Annotated in this window: 16 protein-coding genes and 1 tRNA gene; 10 read left to right on the top strand and 7 right to left on the bottom strand. The window is 73.8% G+C overall.

From position 1 onward, the window contains the following. Positions 1-240 precede the first annotated feature (240 nt). From ACZ4VF_RS27770 to ACZ4VF_RS27760, 3 genes are all read right to left on the bottom strand, one after another. Positions 241-1,203: a DUF5926 family protein gene (locus ACZ4VF_RS27770; RefSeq protein WP_467929329.1), complete on the bottom strand. Its 963-nt coding sequence runs from the start codon at positions 1,201-1,203 to the stop codon at positions 241-243. Between the two features lie 134 nt (positions 1,204-1,337). Beyond that, complete coding sequence (locus ACZ4VF_RS27765; protein ID WP_467929327.1) at positions 1,338-2,024, bottom strand: ATP-binding protein; 687 nt, start codon at positions 2,022-2,024, stop codon at positions 1,338-1,340. A 195-nt stretch (positions 2,025-2,219) separates the two neighbouring features. Further along, positions 2,220-3,047, bottom strand: coding sequence for a glycerophosphodiester phosphodiesterase (locus ACZ4VF_RS27760; RefSeq protein ID WP_467929325.1), 828 nt, complete (start codon positions 3,045-3,047; stop codon positions 2,220-2,222). A gap of 224 nt (positions 3,048-3,271) precedes the next feature. On the opposite strand from ACZ4VF_RS27760, the gene ACZ4VF_RS27755 reads away from it, so the two are divergent. Then, entirely contained in the window at positions 3,272-4,753 is a 1,482-nt protein-coding gene (locus ACZ4VF_RS27755) for a S1C family serine protease (RefSeq protein ID WP_467929324.1), read from the top strand. Positions 4,754-5,296: 543 nt separating this feature from the next. Here the strand turns inward: ACZ4VF_RS27755 and ACZ4VF_RS27750 are convergent. Further along, positions 5,297-5,818 carry a hypothetical protein gene (locus ACZ4VF_RS27750; protein WP_467929323.1) on the bottom strand — a complete coding sequence of 174 codons (522 nt, stop codon included), beginning with the start codon at positions 5,816-5,818 and terminating at the stop codon, positions 5,297-5,299. Between the two features lie 152 nt (positions 5,819-5,970). On the opposite strand from ACZ4VF_RS27750, the gene ACZ4VF_RS27745 reads away from it, so the two are divergent. Next, positions 5,971-6,055, top strand: a tRNA-Ser gene (locus tag ACZ4VF_RS27745). 218 nt (positions 6,056-6,273) lie between these two features. Beyond that, the gene (locus tag ACZ4VF_RS27740) at positions 6,274-7,398 is read left to right on the top strand and encodes a hypothetical protein (protein WP_467929322.1); all 1,125 of its coding nucleotides are present in this window, start codon (positions 6,274-6,276) and stop codon (positions 7,396-7,398) included. Positions 7,399-7,458: 60 nt separating this feature from the next. Here the strand turns inward: ACZ4VF_RS27740 and ACZ4VF_RS27735 are convergent, their stop codons facing one another. Further along, positions 7,459-8,346 (bottom strand): bifunctional DNA primase/polymerase, encoded by an 888-nt coding sequence (locus ACZ4VF_RS27735; RefSeq protein WP_467929320.1) that lies wholly within the window; start codon positions 8,344-8,346, stop codon positions 7,459-7,461. Between the two features lie 369 nt (positions 8,347-8,715). Here ACZ4VF_RS27735 and ACZ4VF_RS27730 point away from each other — a divergent pair, with 369 nt between their 5' ends. The 6 genes from ACZ4VF_RS27730 (at position 8,716) to ACZ4VF_RS27705 (ending at position 14,418) form a co-directional block, all read left to right on the top strand. Continuing rightward, a complete protein-coding gene (locus tag ACZ4VF_RS27730; protein WP_467929319.1) occupies positions 8,716-9,027 on the top strand; it encodes a hypothetical protein in 312 nt (103 codons plus the stop codon). 213 nt (positions 9,028-9,240) lie between these two features. Then, positions 9,241-10,164: a bifunctional MaoC family dehydratase N-terminal/OB-fold nucleic acid binding domain-containing protein gene (locus ACZ4VF_RS27725; protein ID WP_467929318.1), complete on the top strand. Its 924-nt coding sequence runs from the start codon at positions 9,241-9,243 to the stop codon at positions 10,162-10,164. Then, the gene (locus ACZ4VF_RS27720) at positions 10,161-10,568 is read left to right on the top strand and encodes a MaoC/PaaZ C-terminal domain-containing protein (protein ID WP_467929316.1); all 408 of its coding nucleotides are present in this window, start codon (positions 10,161-10,163) and stop codon (positions 10,566-10,568) included. Before ACZ4VF_RS27725 ends, ACZ4VF_RS27720 begins: the two co-directional genes overlap by 4 nt. Beyond that, entirely contained in the window at positions 10,565-11,731 is a 1,167-nt protein-coding gene (locus ACZ4VF_RS27715; protein WP_467929315.1) for a lipid-transfer protein, read from the top strand. The genes ACZ4VF_RS27720 and ACZ4VF_RS27715 overlap by 4 nt, the downstream gene beginning before the upstream one ends. A 332-nt stretch (positions 11,732-12,063) precedes the next feature. Further along, the gene (locus ACZ4VF_RS27710) at positions 12,064-12,624 is read left to right on the top strand and encodes a SigE family RNA polymerase sigma factor (RefSeq protein WP_467929314.1); all 561 of its coding nucleotides are present in this window, start codon (positions 12,064-12,066) and stop codon (positions 12,622-12,624) included. 138 nt (positions 12,625-12,762) lie between these two features. After that, positions 12,763-14,418, top strand: a complete 1,656-nt coding sequence (locus ACZ4VF_RS27705) for a long-chain fatty acid--CoA ligase (protein ID WP_467929313.1) — start codon at positions 12,763-12,765, stop codon at positions 14,416-14,418. Positions 14,419-14,541: 123 nt separating this feature from the next. Here ACZ4VF_RS27705 and ACZ4VF_RS27700 read toward each other — a convergent pair whose 3' ends face one another. Next, positions 14,542-15,753 (bottom strand): MFS transporter, encoded by a 1,212-nt coding sequence (locus tag ACZ4VF_RS27700; RefSeq protein ID WP_467929311.1) that lies wholly within the window; start codon positions 15,751-15,753, stop codon positions 14,542-14,544. A 135-nt stretch (positions 15,754-15,888) separates the two neighbouring features. Here ACZ4VF_RS27700 and ACZ4VF_RS27695 point away from each other — a divergent pair, with 135 nt between their 5' ends. Further along, positions 15,889-16,473 carry a TetR/AcrR family transcriptional regulator gene (locus tag ACZ4VF_RS27695; RefSeq protein ID WP_467929310.1) on the top strand — a complete coding sequence of 195 codons (585 nt, stop codon included), beginning with the start codon at positions 15,889-15,891 and terminating at the stop codon, positions 16,471-16,473. Here the strand turns inward: ACZ4VF_RS27695 and ACZ4VF_RS27690 are convergent. Next, positions 16,470-21,170: a hybrid sensor histidine kinase/response regulator gene (locus ACZ4VF_RS27690; RefSeq protein ID WP_467929309.1), complete on the bottom strand. Its 4,701-nt coding sequence runs from the start codon at positions 21,168-21,170 to the stop codon at positions 16,470-16,472. The genes ACZ4VF_RS27695 and ACZ4VF_RS27690 overlap by 4 nt on opposite strands. Positions 21,171-21,560 lie beyond the last annotated feature (390 nt).

Here is a 21,560-nt window from a genome sequence, read left to right as displayed (position 1 = left end):
GCGGGTCGCTGTGCGGCGGCGGGTGCGCGGATGGAAAGACCCGGTTGCTGGCGACGGGGGATGCACCAGCAACCGGGCTACTGGAACGGTAACAAGAGATCGGCGGTTCGCAAATTCCGGGTTGCCTATTCGGACACCGATTTCCCTGCCCGAACCGGGAGTTGTGACAGGAGTCACCTGCACCGCGGCCCGGCGCCACGGCTGACCGACCGGTCAGCCGTGACGTGCGCGCGGGGGGCGTCAGCTGAGCGTGACCTGCCGGTTGGTCAGCCCGCCGCGCGCCCGGCGCTCCTCCGGAGTGAGCGGCTCCCGCACGGCGAGGGCGGCGGCGAGACGCTCGGCGAACTCGGCGGCCGGCTTCTCCACGTCCTCGGCACCGACCCCGCTCGGCAGGTCCCAGACCGGCACGGTGAGGCCGTGAGCACGGAAGGAGCCCACGAGCCGGGTGCCCTCGCCGAGGCTGGAGCGGCCCGCGGCGTGCAGCCGGGCGAGGGCGTCCAGAAGCTGCTCCTCCGGATGCGGCATGACCCAGCGGAGGTGGTTCTTGTCCGGGGTCTCGCACCAGTACGCCGCGTCCACGCCGGCCAGCTTCACGGTCGGGATGGCGGCGGCGTTGGCCCGCTCCAGGGAGGCGGCCACCTCCGGCGTGGCGTTCTCCGCGTCCGGCACCCAGAACTCGAAGCCGCTGTGCACGACCGGTTCGAAGGCGGCCTCCGGGTCGATCAGGTCCTGCAGCCGGGGCCCGTCGGCAGGGGCGCGGCGACCCTGCACCGGGGTGCCGGGCTCGGCCTCCAGCGCCCGCTGCAGCGTGTCGGCGAGGTCGCGGCTGATGTCGCCGGACGCCGTGTCGTTCTGCAGACCGATCAGGACCGAGCCGTCGTCACGTCGCAGCGCGGGCCAGGCCATCGGCAGCACCGTGGCCAGGGTGACCGAGGGGACGCCCTCGGGCAGGCCGTCCTTCAGGGTCAGCTCGGCCGTCGCCGCCGGGACCAGCTCCCGCATCGCCACCCAGTCGCACTCGCCGGGCAGCCCTTCGAACGGGCGATGCACCAGCTCGGTCGCGGCGTGCGCGGCGGCCCGGCCGTGGCAGGCCTTGTAGCGCCGGCCGCTGCCGCAGGGGCAGGGTTCGCGGGCGCCGACAACCGGGATCTCCCCGTCGGTCGGCTGCGGCTTGGCCTTCGTCTGGGGTCGCTTCTTGGCCATGGTGGGTGTCTCCCGGTTACGGCGCTTCTCGTACGGCGGGAGCCTAGCCGTTCACGGCACAACCAACGGGAACCTGTGGACAACGCACGCGCGCTCGACACCGGTGGTGCGGCCGGGGCCGCCGGCCGCCCCGGTCAGTCCCAGTCCTCGAAGGCGTCCGTGAAGTCCAGACCGGGCAGACCGTAGAGACCGGGGAGTCCGGGGACACCGGACAGGTCGGGCAGCCCGGGCAGCTCGGCCAGGCCGGGGCCGCCCGGAGTGCTCAGGTCGGGCACGCGCGGAGAGGCCGGGTCGGATGCGCCCGCAGTGGTCAGGTCCGGAAGCGCCGGACGGGTGACGCGCGTAGCGAGAGCCTCGCGGCTGCACCGCGCGTCGGGATCGTGGACGTCCGCGTGGACCACCACCCAGACCGTCACCTCGCCCTGCACGTCGTCCCGGACGCCCCAGTCGTCGGCGAGCGCCGTGATGATGTTCAGCCCCCGGCCGCCGTGCGCGGTCACCGACGGAGTGGCCGGCGCGGGGCGGGTCGGGCCGCCGCCGTCCGTGACCTCCACGATGAGCCGCCCGCGCGTGTCCACCTGCCAGGCGGCGCGGACGTCCCCGTCCCCCGCCGGCGCGTCCCCCAGGGGGCGGCCGTGTTTACAGGCGTTGCTCAAAAGTTCGGAAAGGATCAGTACGGCGTCGTCGATGACCGATTCCGATACGCCACCGCTGCGTAGCTGCGCCCGCATCCGGTGCCGCGCCTTCCCCACGCCCGCAGGGCCATGGGGTACGGCCATGCTCGACGACGTGGGCACCTCCTGTGCCACCACCAACGCCACCCCCGAGACCTCCTTCGCCCCACGCCACGGTGTGGATGCCCTCTTGGCCTGTACCGGAAACCGGCCAATCCCCTTCCGGTGACGCACTCATCGCGACCGAACACGCACCGAACGCGCCGGAGCACTCCCCGTGACCGGGAAGGCCGGACGGCGCCCGGTGTCCGCCGGGAACGGGACGGGCGGCGGACCGTCCGCTCAGCGGCCCAGCTGCCGCAGCACCGCGCGCGGGCGGTTGGTGATGATGGCGTCCACGCCCAGTCCGACGCAGAGATCGACGTCCTCGGGCTCGTTCACGGTCCACACGTGGACCTGGTTGCCGGATCGCTTCAGCCGCTCCACGTAGTCGGGGTGGCTGCGCACGATGCGGATCGAAGGACCCGCCACCCGCACGCCCGCGGGCAGCCGGCCGTCGCGCAGCCGGGGCGAGACGAACTGCATCAGGTAGACCGTCGGCAGGGTCGGCGCCGCGGCGCGCACGCGGTGCAGCGAACGCGCCGAGAAGCTCATGACCCGGACCGGCGACTCGGCGGCGGAGGCCGGCGCGTCCAGCCCGAACCGCTTCAGCAGCGTCAGCAGCCGTTCCTCGACCTGGCCCGCCCAGCGCGTGGGGTGCTTGGTCTCGATGGCCAGCTCCACCCGCCGTCCGGCGTCCGCGACCAGTTCCAGCAGCCGTTCCAGGGTGAGGACGGAGGTGTCCTCGCGGTCCTCCGGGCGGTGCTCCCAGTCGGGCTCCTCGTCCCGCCCGCGCCAGGCCTCGGGCGTCTTCCAGGAACCGAAGTCCAGGGCGGCCAGATCGGCCAGTTCGAGCGCGGAGACCGCGCCGCGGCCGTTGGAGGTACGGTTCACCCGCCGGTCGTGGACGCAGACCAGGTGGCCGTCCGCGGTCAGCCGTACGTCGCACTCCAGGGCGTCCGCGCCGTCCTCGATCGCCTTCCGGTAGGCGGCGAGGGTGTGCTCGGGGGCGTCTTCCGAAGCGCCCCGGTGGGCGACGACCTGGAGGGTGTGCTGTCGTGCGTGGGTCACCGCGTCATGGTGCCACCGTTGCCGGGTACGCGGGACGGCACTGCACTCGTTGCCAAGACCTTTGTCCGAAAGATCCTATATAAACCGATATAAAGAAGACGGTCGGACCCACAGCAACGGCTTATCGTGCTCTGACGGCCAGTGGGAAAAGCTGAGTGCAGACCAGTGCTTGACTGCAGACCAGTGTTATCGACGACAACAGGCGTGGACCGAGGAGAAGACCTGTGAGCACCGAGAACGAGGGCAACGCGGTACCCCCGGCGCCGTCCGCACCTCCCGTGCCGATGGCCTCTCCCGCCGTCTCCCCGCAGGGCCCCGCGCCCCAGGGGAGCGCACCGACCGCTCCGCTCCCGCCCGTGCCCCCGGAGGCACCCGCGGCCCCGACGGCCTCCGCCGCGCCGGACCACGGCCCGGCGTACCCGCCCGGCCCGGCCTCCGCCGCACAGGACCACGGGCCGGCGTACCAGTCCGGCCCGGCCCCCGACGGCTCCTGGCCGCCGCCGGCCACCCCGGCCTACGGCGACGGCGGCACCGGCGGTCCGGGCACCGGTTGGGGCGCCTCGTACCAGCAGCCCGCCCCCAAGCCGCGCAGCGGACGCGGCGGACTGGTGGCGGCCGTCCTGGTGGCCGCGCTGGTCGCGGGCGGCCTGGGCGGCGGCCTCGGTTACACCCTGGCCAAGGACCGGGACGACCGCGGCTCCACCACCGTCTCCGCGAGCGACAGCGCCACGCAGGTCAAGCGCGCCCCGGGGACGATCGCGGGCGTGGCCGCCAGGGCGCTGCCCAGCACGGTGACCATCGAGGCGGAGAGCAACAATGGCGAGGGCGGCACGGGCACCGGGTTCGTCTTCGACACCCAGGGCCACATCGTCACCAACAACCACGTGGTGGCCGACGCCGTCGACGGCGGCAAGCTGACGGCCACGTTCCCGGACGGCAAGAAGTACGACGCCGAGATCGTCGGCCACGCGCAGGGCTACGACGTCGCGGTCATCAAGCTGAAGAACGCCCCCTCCGACCTGAAGCCGCTCGCCCTCGGCGACTCCGACAAGGTGGCCGTCGGCGACGAGACCATCGCCATCGGCGCCCCCTTCGGACTGTCCAACACGGTGACCACGGGCATCATCAGCGCCAAGAACCGCCCGGTGGCCTCCAGCGACGGCAGCTCCACCAGCAAGGCGTCCTACATGAGCGCGCTGCAGACCGACGCGTCCATCAACCCGGGCAACTCCGGCGGCCCGCTGCTGAACGCCTCCGGCGCGGTCATCGGCATCAACTCCGCGATCCAGTCCAGCGGGAGCGGCGGCTTCGGCACCGGTCAGTCCGGCTCGATCGGCCTGGGCTTCGCCATCCCGATCAACCAGGCCAAGTACGTCGCCCAGCAGCTGATCAAGACCGGCAAGCCGGTGTACGCCAAGATCGGTGCCTCCGTCTCCCTGGAGGAGTCCACCGACGGCGCCCAGATCACCGACCAGGGCACGGGCGGCGCCGCCGCGGTCGAGGCGGGCGGCCCCGCGGCCAAGGCCGGCCTCAAGCCCGGCGACGTCATCACCAAGCTCGACGACCACGTGATCGACAGCGGTCCGACCCTGATCGGCGAGATCTGGACCCACAAGCCGGGCGACAAGGTGACGATCACCTACAAGCGGGGCGGCCAGGAGCACACGGTGGACCTCACGCTGGGGTCGCGCCAGGGCGACAGCTGACCCGCACCGCACACGCGAGGGGGTCCGGCCGCTCCGTCCCGGGCGGACGGAGCGAGGCCGCTCTCGCCCGGATCGCCCAGCGCCCGGGGCACGCGCCGCAGTGCCCTGGGCCGACCGGGTCCGCCGCGGAGGTCACCGCCGTGCTCGCGCCTCGGGCCAACTCCCGTCCCGCGCCCGGTCGTCGACGCGGAAGGCGAGGCAGGCCGCCGCGTGCGGTGACGGCCGGGCACTGAGAACCCCGCGCCTGACGTCGTCCAGTGGCGCCGCGATGTCCCTGCGCACGCTCACGGTCGGCCTCCGATCGGCCTTGTTCGCAGACGGCGTTCCGCCGGACGTTCCGCAGGCTGTCGTCACCGCCGAGCGGGGAACCGTGGATCGTCGAGTCCGCCGGCAGCAGACCGGCCGCGCGTTCACCGCCGGGCGGCCTCCACGGACACAGGGTGGACCGCCCGGAGGCCGGGACAACCGCTTCCCGCGTCACACCAGGCGGTGGGAAGCGCCTGACGAGGGCTCCCGCTGATCCATCGCTCGTCCACCACCGCGTCAGCGCTTGCCGAGCACCTTGAAGAGAACGACCACCAACCCCAGCATCAGGTTGACGGCTCCCGCGATCACCACCGCGCGGCCCGTGGCACCGGCGCTGCGGGCGGCGACCGTGGACCAGCCGACATGACCGGCCAGCGCCACCCCGAGAGCCAGCCACACCGCTCCCTTGGGGCCGATGCCCAGAAGGGGAGTGACAGCGACCGCCACGGCCGGTGGCACGGCCGCCATGAGGACGGGCCACTCGTCCATGCACGCTCCACGGATCCCCTTCGCCCCGACGGACCCGCCCGTGATCCGCGCCTTGAACAGCCGGCCGTACACACGGGTCGCCCAGGACACCATCGCGGTGCACAGCAGCAGGAGAACGAGCTGGAGCCGGGGGGCGGAACCGAGTGAGCCCGCTCCGACCACCACCGAGGCCGCGAGCAGCGAGCCGTACACGGCCCCCGTGTATGCGCGCTCCTCGGCGGCGTCCGACCGTGGCACGTCCGCAGCCTGCGAGGGAGCCGGGCTCTCCATGGTTCCAGTGTGGTCACGCGCCTCGCGCGCCGCACTGCCGCACAGGGCAGCCGTGTGTCGCCGCCCAAGGGACCCCGTGTGGACCACCGCCCCCGCCCGCCGCCCGATCCCGGTACGCTGTACCCGCTCCACCCCAGGTGGGACGGGGCCGAGGTGGGTTGCCCGAGCGGCCTAAGGGAACGGTCTTGAAAACCGTCGTGGCGCGAGTCACCGTGGGTTCAAATCCCACACCCACCGCGTGAGGAACGGCCCCTGACCAGGAGAGACGTCAGGGGCCGTTGTGCTGCGCTCCTCCTCCATTAACCGCCGCTCTCCGCTCCGTCAAGTCCCGAATCCTCGGAGCGTGACCCTGTTTCCGGATTCCGGCCTACTTGAAGTGCGGGCCTCACCGGAAACCCCCTAGGAACACGAGGCACCGGGGCGTGAAAAGCGTCGTTCACTTCACGAGGAGAGTCATGATCCGCAGCATCCGCAAGCAGAACCGAGTCCGCAGCAACCGCGCTCTGGCCCTGGCGACGATGACCGCTTCGGCCGCCATCGTCGGCGGCGTCGTGATCCCGGCCGGCGCGGCCCTCGCGGCCCCGATGCCGGATTCCGCGGTGGTCACCTCCGCCCCTGGCAAGAGCCGCCACAAGAACCTCTGCACGGACAAGAAGTGGCACAAGAAGCACTCCAAGGACGCGAGGTACTCCTGCTGGTACGGGAACCAGCAGTTCTTCTGGGACAAGCACCACAAGGCGTTCTTCGTGGAGAAGGACGACAAGCCGCGCTTCCTCGCCCCGAGCCTCAACAACATCAACTTCTTCCAGAACATCAACATCACGAACAACCAGACCAACAACATCACCAACAACGGCACCATCAACGGCGGAATCAATATCAATAACGGCAACCAGTTCAAGGACGAGAAGGGAATCGAGAAGCTGGCGGATCAGAAGAAGCAGGAGGAGGAGCAGAAGAAGGCCGACGAGCAGAAGAAGCAGGAGGACGAGCAGAAGAAGGCCGACGAGCAGAAGAAGCAGGACGAGGAGCAGAAGAAGGCCGACGAGCAGAAGAAGCAGGACGAGGAGCAGAAGAAGGCCGACGAGCAGAAGAAGCAGGAGGACGAGCAGAAGAAGGCCGACCAGCCTGCCGACCAGCCCGCCGACCAGAACGTGGACCAGCCTGCCGACCAGCCTGCCGACCAGCCTGCCGACCAGAACGTAGACCAGCCGGCCGACCAGAACGTAGACCAGCCGGCCGCCCAGAACGTAGACCAGCCGGCGGACCAGCCTGCCGACCAGAACGTGGACCAGCCGGCCGACCAGCCCGCGGACCAGCCTGCGGACCAGACCGTGGACCAGCCGGCCGACCAGCCCGCCGACCAGACCGTGGACCAGCCTGCCGACCAGCCCGCCGACCAGACCGTGGACCAGCCGGCGGACCAGCCCGCCGACCAGACCGTGGACCAGCCCGCCGAGGCGCCCGTTGACGAGTCCGCCGGCCAGCCCGCCGACCAGACCGCGGACCAGCCGGCCGCGGACGCCGGGGCCGGTGACGCCGGGGGCGGTGACGCCGGGGCCGCCGACGCCGGTGAGTGATCCGCCAATCTGTCTCCCCGTGGGGTGAAGGCCTTCCAGGCCTTCACCCCACGGGCATGCTCACGACCGGTGCCCCGTCATCCGTGCCGCCGACGCGATGGTGGCGCGGGCCTCGCGTTCGGTCAGCCCCGTGTCGCGGGCCGCGGCCACGAGCGGGGCGACCAGGGCGGGCCCGATGCCGTTCTCGTAGGCCCGGCAGGCCGCCCAGAACAGGCGGGTGTTGCGCTGCCCCTCGTGCGCGGCGAGGACGAACTGGACCAGTCCCTGCCCGTGGCCGCCCGTCGGCGGAGGGGCCGTGGCGGCGGGATGCGGTGCGCGAGGCGGGGGCAGCAGCAGGCGGAGCAGGGACGGCGGGCAGGGGGCCGGGGGCAGGTGGGCGGTGCCGGGTGCGGTGGTGTAGACGCCGTGGTCGGTGCGGGAGCCGGGGCCCACGAGATAGCCGCCGGCGCCGCGGATGTCGATGCCGGGGGCGAGCCGGCCGGCCGAGTTCGGTACGACGGTGTCCGGCGGGCCGGTCAGCCACAGGTGCCGTCCGCCGCTCGGGGTGAGGACGACGACCGTCTCCGGGATCGTGAACAGATGGCGCAGGGCCAGCTCGCGCAGGGCGGCCGAGGAGTCCGTGCCGGACTTGGTGTCCAGGTCGACGCCGATCAGGCGGTACGGGGGGAGCCCGCAGGCGATGCCGTAGCCGGTGGCCCAGGGCGCGGCGGCGAAGAGTGCGCGGATGCGGACCGGATCGGTGGAGGCGTCGTACACACCATGGCCGAAGCGTCCGCACTCACCGTGGCAGGGCCGTCCGGCCGGGCCCGGCTCCGGGTCGGCGCGGTGCGGGGAACGCAGGGCCGGGAGCTTCGTCCGGGACAGGGGGATCACGGCCAGACCGCGTTCGGCGGCTGACAGGGCATGTGCGAGGGCCAGCGTCCTGGCCTGCCGGTCGGTGGTGGCCATGGAACCATGTTCGTACGTACGTTCGAAAAAAGGAAGGGTGGCCCGGCGGGACGCGGCGGTGCGGGCGGGAATGGCCGGAAAGGCGCCGGAACGATTCACCCCTTGTGCCGCTTGAGAGGCGGACGCGCGGAAGCGCCCCGCCCGGAGGGCCGAAGCACCGAAAGGTGGTGATAAGGGTTTATCGACTTGTCCTCACGCTTGCGTGCTAATCGTGGCTTGTGAGGCGGTTCGCCGGGGAGCCGGTGGGCAACTCTGGTGGCGCGACGTCGTCCACGACTGTCAAGGCGGTCGGCCAACTGCTTTGACACCACCCACAGTTCATGAACTCCCGGCCTTCGGGCCGCTGAGTGCTTGGTTCTGGAGGAACACATGGCACGTATCCGTACCGCTCGCGTTCTCGCCGCCGTCTCCGCCCTCCCGCTCGCAGCCGTCCTCTTCGCGGGTGTCGCGGCGGCGGACAACGGCGCCATCGCGGACGACGGATCGAACGCTGGCGTGGCGTCCGTCCTCGGCAGCGGGGTCGGCGGCGGCAACACCGGCAACTCGGCCACCACGAACCAGAACGCGGTCGGCTCCGGAGCCTCGAACCAGAGCAACACCGCGCAGGTCGACGGCTCCGCGTTCACGGCCGTCCAGCAGGGCAACAGCAACGTCCACGTCGGCTTCGTCAACCTGTGGTGAGCCCCGGGCGGGGGTCCTCCTGACGAGGGCGCTCGCGGGGTGTGCTTCAGGGTCGCGACACGTCTGCGCGGCGGTGCCTCGGCGCCGCCGCGTCGGCGTTCCCGGAGAGGGGCGGGCCGGCCGGCCCCTCTCCGGGGAGCGCGCGGTCCGGCGGTGACCTTGACACTCCCAGCGATCTGACGGACAGTCAGAAACCGTTCCCGAGGTCAGGGGGTGGCGGTGCGCGAGGAGCGGACGCACGACGAACTGGGCGCGCGGCTCAAGGAGTACGAGGGACGGCCGGCCGCCGCCTCCCGGGCCGGGAAGGACCCGGTGAACGCACCGATGATCCGGCACTGGTGCGAGGCGCTGGGCGACACCCACCCCTCCTACACCGGCCCGGACGCCGTCGCCCCGCCCACCATGCTCCAGGTCTGGACGATGGGCGGCCTGAGCGGACACCAGGGCCGCACCGGGGCGTACGACGAACTGCTCGGCCTGCTGGACGCGGCGGGCTGCACGGCCGTGGTGGCCACCGACTGCGAGCAGGAGTACCTGCGGCCCCTGCGGCCGGGTGACGAGATCGTGTTCGACACGGTCATCGAGGAGGTCTCCGCCCGCAAGACGACGAGGCTCGGCACCGGCTACTTCGTCACGACGCGGACGAACGTCCGGGTGGACGGCGAGCCGGCCGGCACCCACCGCTTCCGCATCCTCAAGTACGCCCCCGCCTCCGCCTCCGCTCCCGAAGCGCCCCGGGCGCGCCGCCCCCGTCCGGTGGTCAACCGGGACAACGCCGGCTTCTGGCAGGGCGTGGCCGAACACCGGCTGCTCATCCAGCGCTGCACGGGCTGCGGCACCCTGCGCCACCCGTGGCTGCCGGGCTGCAACGCCTGCGGAAGCCCCGAGTGGGACACGGTGGAGGCGGGCGGCGAGGGCACGGTCCACTCGTACGTCGTGCTGCACCACCCGCCCTTCCCGGCCTTCGACCCCCCGTACGCGGTCGGTCTGATCGAGCTCGCCGAGGGCGTGCGGATGGTGAGCAACGTGGTGGGGGTGCCGTACGACAAGGTGCGCATCGGGCTGGCGGTACGGCTGGAGTTCCGGGCGTACGACGAGGAGCTGACGCTGCCGGTGTTCCGGGCGGTGGAGCGGTGAGGGCCGGGGACCGGCTGGCGCCGCTGGAGATCCCGGTGACCCGCACCCTGATCGTGGCGGGCGCCATCGCCTCCCGTGACTACCAGGACGTGCACCACGACCCGGAGCTGGCCCGGCAGAAGGGCGCGCCGGACGTCTTCATGAACATCCTGACGACGAACGGCCTGGTCGGCCGGTACGTCACCGATCACTTCGGCCCCACGGCGGTGCTCCGCAAGGTCGCCATCAGGCTGGGGGTGCCCAACCACCCGGGGGACACCATGGTTCTGACCGGCAGCGTCGAGGAGGTCCACGGCGACACGGCCGTGGTCCGGGTCGTCGGGGCCAACGGCCACGGCACGCATGTGACGGGCACGGTGACGGTCACGGTCGCGGAGACCGTGGTCCCGGAGGCCGGTCGATGAGCCTGCGCCGCCGCGACACCCTCGGCGGGCGCGCGGCGATCGCCGGCATCGGGGCCACCGAGTTCTCCAAGGACTCCGGCCGCAGCGAGCTGCGCCTCGCGGTGGAGGCGGTGCGGGCCGCGCTCGACGACGCGGGGCTCACCCCGGCCGACGTGGACGGGCTGGTCACCTTCACCATGGACACCAGCCCGGAGATCACCGTGGCCCGGGCCTGCGGCATGGGCGAGCTGTCCTTCTTCTCCCGAGTGCACTACGGCGGCGGGGCGGCCTGTGCCACCGTCCAGCAGGCGGCGCTCGCGGTGGCGACGGGCGTGGCCGAGGTGGTGGTCTGCTACCGGGCGTTCAACGAGCGGTCGGGCCGCCGGTTCGGCGCGGGGGTGCAGCACCGGGAGCCGTCGGCGGAGGGAGCGGCGCTCGGCTGGGTGCTCCCGTTCGGGCTGCTCACCCCGGCCTCCTGGGTGGCGATGGCGGCCCGGCGCTATCTGCACGCCTACGGTCTGGCACCGGAGGCCTTCGGGCACGTGGCCGTGGTGGACCGGGCATACGCGGCGACCAACCCGGCCGCGTACTTCCACGGCCGCCCGATCACCCTCGCCGACCACGCCGCCTCCCGCTGGATCGCCGAGCCGCTGCGGCTGCTGGACTGCTGCCAGGAGACCGACGGCGGACAGGCGGTCGTCGTCACCTCCCTGGAGCGGGCCCGGGACCTGCCGCACCCGCCCGCCGTGATCGCGGCGGCGGCCCAGGGCGCGGGCCGGGCCCAGGAGCAGATGACCGGCTTCCACCGCGACGACCTGACCGGCCTGCCGGAGATGAGCACGGTGGCCCGCCAGCTCTGGCGCGCCTGCGGTCTCGGCCCGGACGCCATCGACGTGGGGATCCTCTACGACCACTTCACCCCGTTCGTGCTGATGCAGCTGGAGGAGTTCGGGTTCTGCGGCAGGGGCGAGGCGGCGGACTTCGTGGCGGAGCGGAGGCTGCCGCTGAACACCCACGGGGGCCAGCTCGGGGAGGCGTACCTGCACGGCATGAACGGCATCGCGGAGGCGGTCCGCCAGCTGCGGGGCACGGCCGTCAACCAGATCCCGGGCGCGTCCCGCACCCTGGTGACGGCCGGCACCGGCGTACCGACGTCCGGCCTGGTCCTGACGGCGGACGGCTGACTTCCCTCCGGGGCTGCCCGGTGCGGCCCTCGGGGGCGCACCCGGGGGCAGGAGCCACGTACCTCCGAGTGGTGCCCGTGAATCCCGGGGTGTACCCCTGGATCCCGGGGACGTACCCGTGCGTTCCAGGATGGGTCCCCCGTATCCCACGGCCGCGCCCGTGCCTCTCGGGGGCCGTCCCCGGGCGTCTCAGGGTCGTACCCGCAGACGAGACGAGCCCGTGCTCCACCTTCAGGAGGTGCAGCCAGCCCCACCCCTACAACCTGAGGGGGACTCCGCTTCGGGACCTGCGGCCGATCCCGGGCGGTGGGTCCCGCTCCTAGCGTGGAGCCATGACCACACCCGTCTGCACGAGCGCCTCGGCCGCCGCCGCACCCGCGCGGCAGACCCGCACCCACTACCCGTCGTTCGCGTCCTACGTGCGGGCCCGCCAGCCGGTCCTGCTGCGCACCGCCCGCTCCCTGACCGCGAACCCCAGCGATGCCGAGGACCTGCTGCAGACCGCGCTCGCCAAGACCTACGTCGCCTGGGAGCGCATCGAGGACCAGGGGGCGCTCGACGGCTATGTGCGCCGGGCGCTGCTGAACACCCGGACCTCGCAGTGGCGCAAGCGCAGAGTGGACGAGTTCGCCTGCGACGAACTGCCCGAGCCGGAGCCCGTGCCCGGCCACGACGACCCGGCCGAACGGCAGGCGCTGCACGACGCGATGTGGCAGGCGGTCCTGCGGCTGCCCGCCCGCCAGCGGGCGATGGTCGTCCTGCGGTACTACGAGGACCTCAGCGAGGTCCAGACCGCCGAGGTGCTCGGTGTGTCCGTGGGCACGGTGAAGTCCGCCGTGTCGCGCGCGCTGGGCAAGCTGCGCGAGGATCCCGAGCTGGTGCTGGCCCGCTAGCCGGCCCGCCGGCCGGAGTTCCCGTCACCTCAGTGACGTACCCCCTAGTGACATACCGCGTGGTATGTGCGCAGAATCAGCGCACCCCCTACCCCCGCGTAGGACCACCGCGAAGGCAACGTCGCCCGGGAGGACTCCGTGCTGGCCACCATGCAGGACGTACCGCTGCTGATCTCCAGGATCCTGACCCACGGGTCGACGGTCCACGGCTCGTCGCAGGTGACCACCTGGACCGGGGAGCCCGAACCGCACCGGCGCAGCTTCGCCGACATCGGGACCCGCGCCGCCCGGCTGGCGCACGCCCTGCGGGACGAGCTGGGGGTGCGCGGCGACGACCGGGTGGCCACCCTGATGTGGAACAACGCCGAGCACGTCGAGGCGTACTTCGCGATCCCGTCCATGGGCGCCGTCCTGCACACCCTGAACCTGCGGCTGCCCGCCGAGCAGCTGGTGTGGATCGTGGGCCACGCGGCCGACAAGGTCGTCATCGTCAACGGCTCCCTCGTCCCGCTGCTCGCGCCGCTGCTGCCGAAGATGCCGACGGTCGAACACGTCGTCGTCTCCGGGCCCGGCGACCGCGCGCCGCTGGCCGGGGCCGGCGTCCGGGTGCACGAGTACGAGGAGCTGATCGCCGGCCGGCCCGACCACTACGACTGGCCGGAGCTGGACGAACGCCAGGCCGCCGCCATGTGCTACACCTCCGGCACCACCGGCGACCCCAAGGGCGTGGTGTACAGCCACCGTTCCATCTACCTGCACTCGATGCAGGTCAACATGACCCAGTCGATGGGCCTGACCGACCAGGACACCTCACTCGTCGTCGTCCCGCAGTTCCACGTCAACGCCTGGGGGCTGCCGCACGCCACCTTCATGACCGGCGTCAACATGCTGATGCCCGACCGGTTCCTGCAGCCGGCCCCGCTCGCCGAGATGATCGAGCGCGAGCGGCCCACCCACGCCGCGGCCGTCCCGACCATCTGGCAGGGCCTGCTCGGCGAGCTCCAGGCACGGCCACGCGACGTCTCCTCCCTCACCCAGGTCACCATCGGCGGCGCGGCCTGCCCGCCCTCGCTGATGGCGGCCTTCGACGAGCTCGGCATGCGGGTCTGCCACGCCTGGGGCATGACGGAGACCTCCCCGCTGGGCACGGTGGCCCGCCCGCCGGCCCACGCCGTCGGCACCGACGAGGAGTTCTCCTACCGCGTCACCCAGGGCCGCTTCCCCGCCTCCGTCGAGGCCCGGCTCACCGGCCCCGACGGGGAGCACCTGCCCTGGGACGGCGAGTCGGCGGGCGAGCTGGAAGTGCGCGGCCCCTGGATCGCGGGCGCCTACTACAACGGCCCGGACGCCGAACCGCTGTGTCCCACCGACAAGTTCAGCGAGGACGGCTGGCTGCGGACCGGTGACGTCGGCACCATCTCCCCCGAGGGCTTCCTCACCCTCACCGACCGCGCCAAGGACGTCATCAAGTCCGGCGGCGAGTGGATCTCCTCGGTCGAGCTGGAGAACGCGCTGATGTCCCACCCGGACGTCGCCGAGGCCGCCGTGGTCGCCGTACCGGACGAGAAGTGGGGGGAGCGCCCGCTGGCCACGGTCGTGCTGCGGCCCGGCGCGACCGCCGACTTCGAGACCCTGCGCACCTTCCTCGCCGAGGAGGGCCGCATCGCCAGGTGGCAGCTGCCCGAGCGCTGGACGGTCATCGAGTCGGTGCCGAAGACCAGCGTGGGCAAGTTCGACAAGAAGGTGCTGCGGAGGGAGTACGCGGAGGGCCGGCTGGACGTCACCCGCCTCTGACGGCCTCCGTCTTCGAGGTCTTTGTCTTTGACGGCTCCCGCCTTTGACGGTCTCCGCCTTTGACGGTCTCCGTCTCTGACGGTCTCCGTCTTTGACGGCTCCGGCCGCTGACGGCCCCCGCCGTCACCGCCGGCCGCCCCGAACCGTCGCCGTCCACCCCAGCACCAGCCACACCCCCGCCACCGCGCACACCCCGCCCCAGCCCCAGTGGCCGAAGGCGGGGCCGGCGACGGCCGAGGCGAGGGCGCCGCCGGCGAAGCCGGAGACGACGTAGGCCGTGTTGGCGGTGGCCGGGGTGGACGTCGTGGTCAGGGCCAGGGTCTGGTTGGCGACGTGGGAGGCGACCAGGGCCGCGTGGATCGCGACCGCGGCGGCGAACAGCGCCGGCAGCACCTGCCCGCCGAGCCAGAACAGCGGTACGGCGACGGCGGCCAGCACGTACGCGGCGCCGACCACCTTCGTCGCGCCGAACCGGTCCACCAGACCGCCGGCCAGCGGCGCCACCGCGCTGGCGGTCAGGCCGAAGAGGCCGAACAGCCCGGCGGTCGCGGTGGACAGGCCGTAGCCCGGCCCGGTCAGCAGCAGCGCCAGGGAGGTCCACAGGGCGCTCCACGCGCCGAACATCCCCGCCTGCCGTACGCACGCCCGCCACAGGTCGGGCGAGCGGCGCAGCAGCCCCGGCAGCTCGGCGACGCCGGAGAACAGTCCGCCCCGCCGCTCCCGCCGCTCGGCCGGCAGGGCCAGCGCGGTGGCCAGCCCCAGGGCGAGGGTCAGCACCGCGGACCCGGCGAACACCCAGCGCCAGCCGAAGGCCTGCCCGGCGAGACCGCCGACCACCCGGGCCGCGACGATGCCGGTGAACAGCCCGGCGATGACGGCCGCGACATGCCGGGCGCGCCGGTCGGCCGGGGCCCGCGCGGCGACCAGCGGCACGAGCAGCTGCGGTACGACGGTGGCCGCGGCGGCGACGAACACGGCGGCGGCGAGGGCCGTGGTGCCCGGGGCGACGGCCGCGACGAGGAGCGCCGCCGTGGTGGCCACGGAGAGCCCGCCGACGAGCCGGCGACGGTCGACGCGGTCGCCGAGCGGGGCGAAGAAGAGCAGGCCGGCCGCGTAACCGAGTTGGGCGACTGAGGCGATCCACGCGACGGCCGAGGGGACGGTGCCGAAGTCGTGGGCGATCAGGGGCAGCAGCGGGGCCGCGAGGTAGATGTTGGCGGCCGTGACGGCGGTGCAGACGGCTATGAGCAGGAGGAACAGGGAGCCGGAGGCGGACCGCTCGCGGGCGGTGGCGCGGACCGCGGGCGTCCGGCGGGTGCGGGTGGCTGACGGCATGAGCGGAGGTACTCCTTAGAGCCGACTCACACAACTAACTGGTTGGTTGTAGCGAGGCAACAGCCTGCACCCGCCCGGCATTCCCCGTCAACCAAATAGTTGGTTACCGGCCGGGACGCGCCCTACCCTGTCCCCATGGCAACAGTGAGGGACCCCGAGGCCACCAAGGCCCGCATCTTCGACGCGGCGGTCGCCGAGTTCGCCCGGCACGGCATCGCGGGCGCCCGCATCGACCGCATCGCCGCCGCGGCCAAGGCCAACAAACAGCTGATCTACGCCTACTTCGGCAACAAGGCGGAGCTGTTCGGCAGGGTCCTCGGCAAGGCCATGCTCGACCTGGCCGCCGCGGTCCCCGTCGACCCGGACGACATCGAAGGCTGGATCGACCGCCTCATGGACTACCACGAGGCCCACCCGGAGGTGGTGCGCCTGCTCTTCTGGGAGGGCCTGGAGTACGGCACCACCGCCGAGCTGCCCGACGAGGCCGAACGCCAGGAGCACTACCGCCGGAAGGTCGCGACCCTCCAGGACGGCCAGGACCGCGGTGTCGTCACCGACGCCCTCCCGGCCCGCGACCTGCTGTTCCTGCTGATCGCCGTGGCCAACTGGGCGTCGGTCGTCCCGCAGATGAGGCGCATCCTGGTGGGCGCGGAGCCCGCCGACCGCGACCGCCTGCGCGCCTCGGTGAAGGAGGCGGCGCGCAGGCTGGTCGCCCGCTAGTTCGTGCCGATCCGGGCCAGCAGGTCCACGATCCTGCTCTGCACCTCACCGCTGGTCGACCGCTCGGCGAGGAACAGCACCGTCTCGCCCGAGGCCAGCCGCGGCAGGTCGGCCTGGTCGACGGCGGCCGTGTAGACGACCAGCGGCGTGCGGTTGAGCTGCCCGTTCGCGCGCAGCCAGTCCACGATCCCGGCCCGCCGGCGGTGCACCTGCATCAGGTCCATCACCACCAGGTTCGGCCGGAACTGCCCCGCCAGCGTCACCGCGTCGTTGTCGTTCGCGGCCCGCGCGACCTGCATCCCGCGCCGTTCCAGCGTCGCGGTCAGCGCCAGCGCGATCTCCGCGTGCTCCTCGATGAGCAGCACCCGCGGCGGATGCTGCTCGCTGTCGCGCGGCGCCAGCGCCTTCAGCAGTACGGCGGGGTCGGCACCGTACGCCGCCTCGCGCGTCGCCTGCCCCAGCCCGGCCGTCACCAGCACCGGCACCTCGGCGGCCACCGCGGCCTGACGCAGCGACTGCAGCGCCGTCCGCGTGATCGGTCCGGTCAGCGGGTCCACGAACAGCGCGGCGGGGAACGCCGCGATCTGCGCGTCGACCTCCTCGCGCGAGTGCACGATCACCGGCCGGTAGCCGCGGTCGCTGAGCGCCTGCTGCGTCGTCACGTCCGGCGCGGGCCACACCAGCAGCCGGCGGGGGTTGTCCAGCGGCTCCGGGGGCAGCTCGTCGTCCATCGGCTGCGGACGCGGCGGGTCCGCCACCTCCACGGCCCCACCGGGACCGTCCAGCGGCTCCGGCCCCTCGGCGGCGTCGGGCTCCGGGGCGCCTATGGCGTACGACCGCCCGGCCCCCTCGGTGCCGGCGGCCGGCCGGGACTGCCCGCCGAGCGACGGCTGCGGCACGGGCGCCGCGCCGGGCACGGGTGCGGCCGGCGGTACGGACGGCTGTGCGGCCGGCGACGGCTGTCTGGGCGCCGGCTCGGTCGGGGGGTGCGGGCGGGCCGCCTGGTCCGGCTGCGGATCCGGGCGGGTGGCCGGGTCGGCCGGCGTGCCCAGCTTGCGCCGCCGGCCCGAACCGCCCGGCGCGTGCGGCGGCGGAGTCGCCGTCGGCTGCTGCACCTGGACGGCCTGCCGCGCGAACGGCACACCCTGGCCGAGGGTACGGACGCTGATCGCCCGCCCCTGCGTGGAGTCCGGGTCGACCGGCACGGCGCCCGCGGCCTCCGCGGGCAACGGCATCGCGGCCCGCGGCGGGGTGCCGGGGGCGGGAGTGCCGGGCGCGGGAGTACCGGCTGTCGGGGCCGGCGCGGTCGCGGCATCGGCGGCCGTACCGGCACCGGGCCACTGCTGCGGGACACCGGCCGACTGGCCGCCGGCGGGCGGCACGGGCACCTGTCCGGTTCCGGCCTCGGCCGGCAGCGGGAGCGCACCGGGGGGCGGCACGGCGGTACCGGCGGGCGGGGTGCCCGGCTGGGCGGCGGCCGGGGGCTGGGGGGCCTGGGCGGGTGCGGCCGACGGCTGCGGGGCCGGCGGGGTGGGCGCGGGCTGCGCCACCGTGCCGTGCGGGGGCGTGGCGTGCGCGGGTGCGGCCGGGGCGGGGGGCGCCGCGGGAGCGGCCGGCGCCACCGGAGCGGCGGGTGCAGCCGGTGCGGGTGCCGCCTGGGCGGGCGTGGCCTGGACGGGAGCCGCGGGGTGGGCACCGGGAACCGCCGGCCGGACACCGGGAGCCGGCGGCTGGGCCGGTGCGGTGGGCTGCCCCGCCGACGGTACGGGCCCGCTCCGGACGGGGGCGCCCTGCGCCGGGACACCCTGCGGTGCCTGGCCGGGAGCCGGCGGTACGGCCGGGGCCTGCGGGGCCTGGCCGGGTGCGGCCGGGGTCGCGAGGGGCTGCGGCGGGGCCTGCGCGGGCGCGGTGCCCGGCGCCACCGGCTGGGCCACGGCCCGGCGCCGGCGGCCGGTCGGGGCACTGGTGGGATGCGGCTGCGGCGGAGTGTGGTCCTCGGCCTGGTCGAGCGGCACGGCGTCGTGCCGGCCGTCGTCACCCGGGAGGGCCGGCACGGACACCGGCATCCGAGCGGGCACCTGTACCCGACCGGGCAGCTGACCGGGCACCGGGGCCGCACCGGCCTGCGGTGAGCCGTCGGGAACGACCGGGCTCCCGGCAGCCGGAGCCACGGGAGCCACCGGGCCCACGGCGTCCGGCGCCACGGGCGCGCTCGCACCCGGCGCCACCGGCACGGCCGCACCCACGGCGGCGGCCGCGGGGGTCGCGGGCGCCGTGGGGTCCGGGGACCGGTCGGCCTCGGCCGGCGGCAGGGCGAAGACCGTACGCGCGCCGCCCGCCTCCTGGGCCGCGGCCCGCTCGGCCGCGGCGGCCAGCGCCCGACGACGCCGCCCGGTCGGCTGCGCGCCCTCGGCCGGAACCGCCTCGCCGGCCTGCGGGGAAACCACCGAGGCACCCTCCCCCGGAACACCGGGGACACCGGGGACACCCGGAGTCCCGGGAACACCCTGCGCCCCCGCCGGCGGGAGTGCCGGCGGCAGGGCGGCCTGCGGGGCGTCGGCGTCGCGGCGGGCACGCCGGCCGGTCGGCGTGGGCACGCCCTGCGGCGGCACGGCCCCACCGAGCCCGGTGTTCGAGGCGGCGGCTGCCACGCCCTGCTCGGCCGAGGTCACCACGGCACCCTCGGCCACGCCGTCGCCCTCGCCCGTGTCCGCACCGGCACCGGCGCTGTCGGCGGGCCGGCCGCGGCGCCGTCCGGTTCCGCCGGACCCGCTCTCCGTGCCCTCGGTCTCGGCCTCGGCAGTCGCCTCGACGGGCGCGGCGGCACGCCGTCGGCGCCGTCCGGTCGGTACGGGTGCCTGCGCCTCGTCGGCGTCGGCCGCGCCACTCTCCAGGAAGGCGTCCGTGGAGGGCCGCCGGCCCCGTCGCCGACCGCCGGCGGCCTGCCCCGCGGCCGTAGCGGCGTCGTCCGCCGCGGCCTCGCCGGAGTCGGCGACCTGCACCGCGGCACCGGCCGGGACACCGGCGACCGCGCCCGCCCCGCCGCCGAGCGGCACTTCGAGGACGTACGCGCTGCCGCTCATGCCCGGCACCTCGTGCGTCTGCAGCACACCGCCGTGGGCGCGCACGATCCCGCGCACGATCGGCTCGTGCACCGGGTCGCCGCCGGAGTACGGCCCGCGCACCTCGATGCGCGCGACCTCACCCCGCTGCGCCGCGGCCACGACGACGGTGTTGTCCAGGTAACCGCCCGCCGAGACGGGCGTGTTGCCGGTGGCGTCGACCCCGGCGACATCCGCCACGAGATGCGCGAGCGCGGTGGCGAGCCGCTGCGGGTCGACCTCGGCCTCGATGGGCGGCGCGTGGACGGCGAACTGCACCCGTCCCGGCCCGATCAGCTCGACGGCCCCGTCCACACCGGCGGCGACGACGGCGTCCAGCATCACCTTCGTACGGGTGATGTCCTCACTGCCCGCGTCCAGCCGCTGGTAGCCGAGCACGTTGTCGATCAGGGCCGTGATGCGCGAGTACCCGGCGGAGAGGTGGTGCAGCACCTGGTTGGCCTCGGGCCACAGCTGCCCCGCGTCGTCGGCGGCGAGCGCGGACAGTTCGCGGCGCAGCTCGTCCAGCGGTCCGCGCAGCGACCGGCCGAGCAGCGTGAGCAGCTGCTCGTGCCGTGCGGCGAGGGCCTCGTAGCGGTCCTTCTCACGCTCGGCGAGCGCGGCGTACCGCTCCTCGCCGGCCGCCAGCTCCTCCGCGTGCTGCTCGCGCAGCTCGTCGATCTCGGTGACGTGCCGCTGGCGCAGCGCGGTCAGGTCGGAGGCGTGCTCCTCGGCGAGCCGTTCCAGCTCGTCGGCGTGCGCCTTCTCCAGCGCGGCCTTCTCCTCCACCAGGGCGTCGTACGGCCGCCGGTCGGTGAAGGTCATCACGGCACCGACGAGCTGGTCCCCGTCGCGCACCGGCGCGGTGGTCAGATCGACCGGCACCTTCTTGTCGCCCTTGGACCACAGGACCTGCCCGCGCACCCGGTGCTTGCGCCCGGAGCGCAGGGTGTCGGCGAGCGGCGACTCGTCGTACGGGAAGGGGGAGCCGTCGGCGCGGGAGTGCAGCACCAGGGTGTGCAGCTCCTTGCCACCCAGCTCACCGGCCCGGTAGCCCAGGATCTGGGCGGCGGCCGGATTGACGAGCACGATCCGCCCGTCGGTGTCGGTGCCCACGACACCTTCCGCGGCCGCCCGCAGGATCATCTCGGTCTGCCGCTGCGAGCGGGCCAGCTCCGCCTCGGTGTCGACGGTCCCGGACAGGTCCCGGACCACGATCATCAGCAGCTCGTCGCCGGTGTAGCCGTAGGCGTCGTACGCCTGCTGGCCGCTCTCCAGGTTCGCGCTGGTGACCTCGACCGGGAACTCGCTCCCGTCGGTGCGCCGCGCGACCATCCGGGTCGGCTTGGTCCGTCCCGTGGGGTCCATGTGATCGGGGCGCCGCATGGACCCGGGGATCAGCCGGGAGTCGAACTCGGGCAGCAGATCGAGCAGCCCGCGCCCCACGAGAGCCGTACCGGGCGCCTCGAAGGCCTCCAGCGCGATGGTGTTGGCGTTGACGACTGTTCCGTTGGCGTTGACCAGGACCAACGCGTCCGGCAGCGCGTCGAGTATGGCTGCGAGGCGAGCAGCGCCTCGGGATGGCCTGCTGCTCACGAGACGCCTTCCTCCCTGTTACCGCACCTTGCCGACCGCTCGGGCCATCTTGCCAACCGGCCCGCGACGTGTCACGCGAGGGAGTCTAAGGGCATGGGTTGCGCTCGCGGCGCCGGATGAGGGGGAGGTCCCACGACGAAGTGACGACGAACGCGTGACCGCATGCTCCGACTCCCCGAGACCTCCCCCGGACCTTTACGGAACCAATGCGTCCGCCCGGGCACGACTCCCGGACACGACTCCGCCGCGCGATTCCCCCGTACGGCCGTCTCCCACGGCTCCTCACACGACTCCCTCGTGCGCCTGTCCCACACGGCCACGACTGCGCGCCTGTCCCAGACGGCCACGACTGCGCGCCCGTCCCACACGGCCACGACTGCGCGCCCGTCT

This window comes from Streptomyces sp. NPDC029151, assembly GCF_055564315.1.
This window is presented reverse-complemented; position numbering and strand designations above follow the sequence as displayed.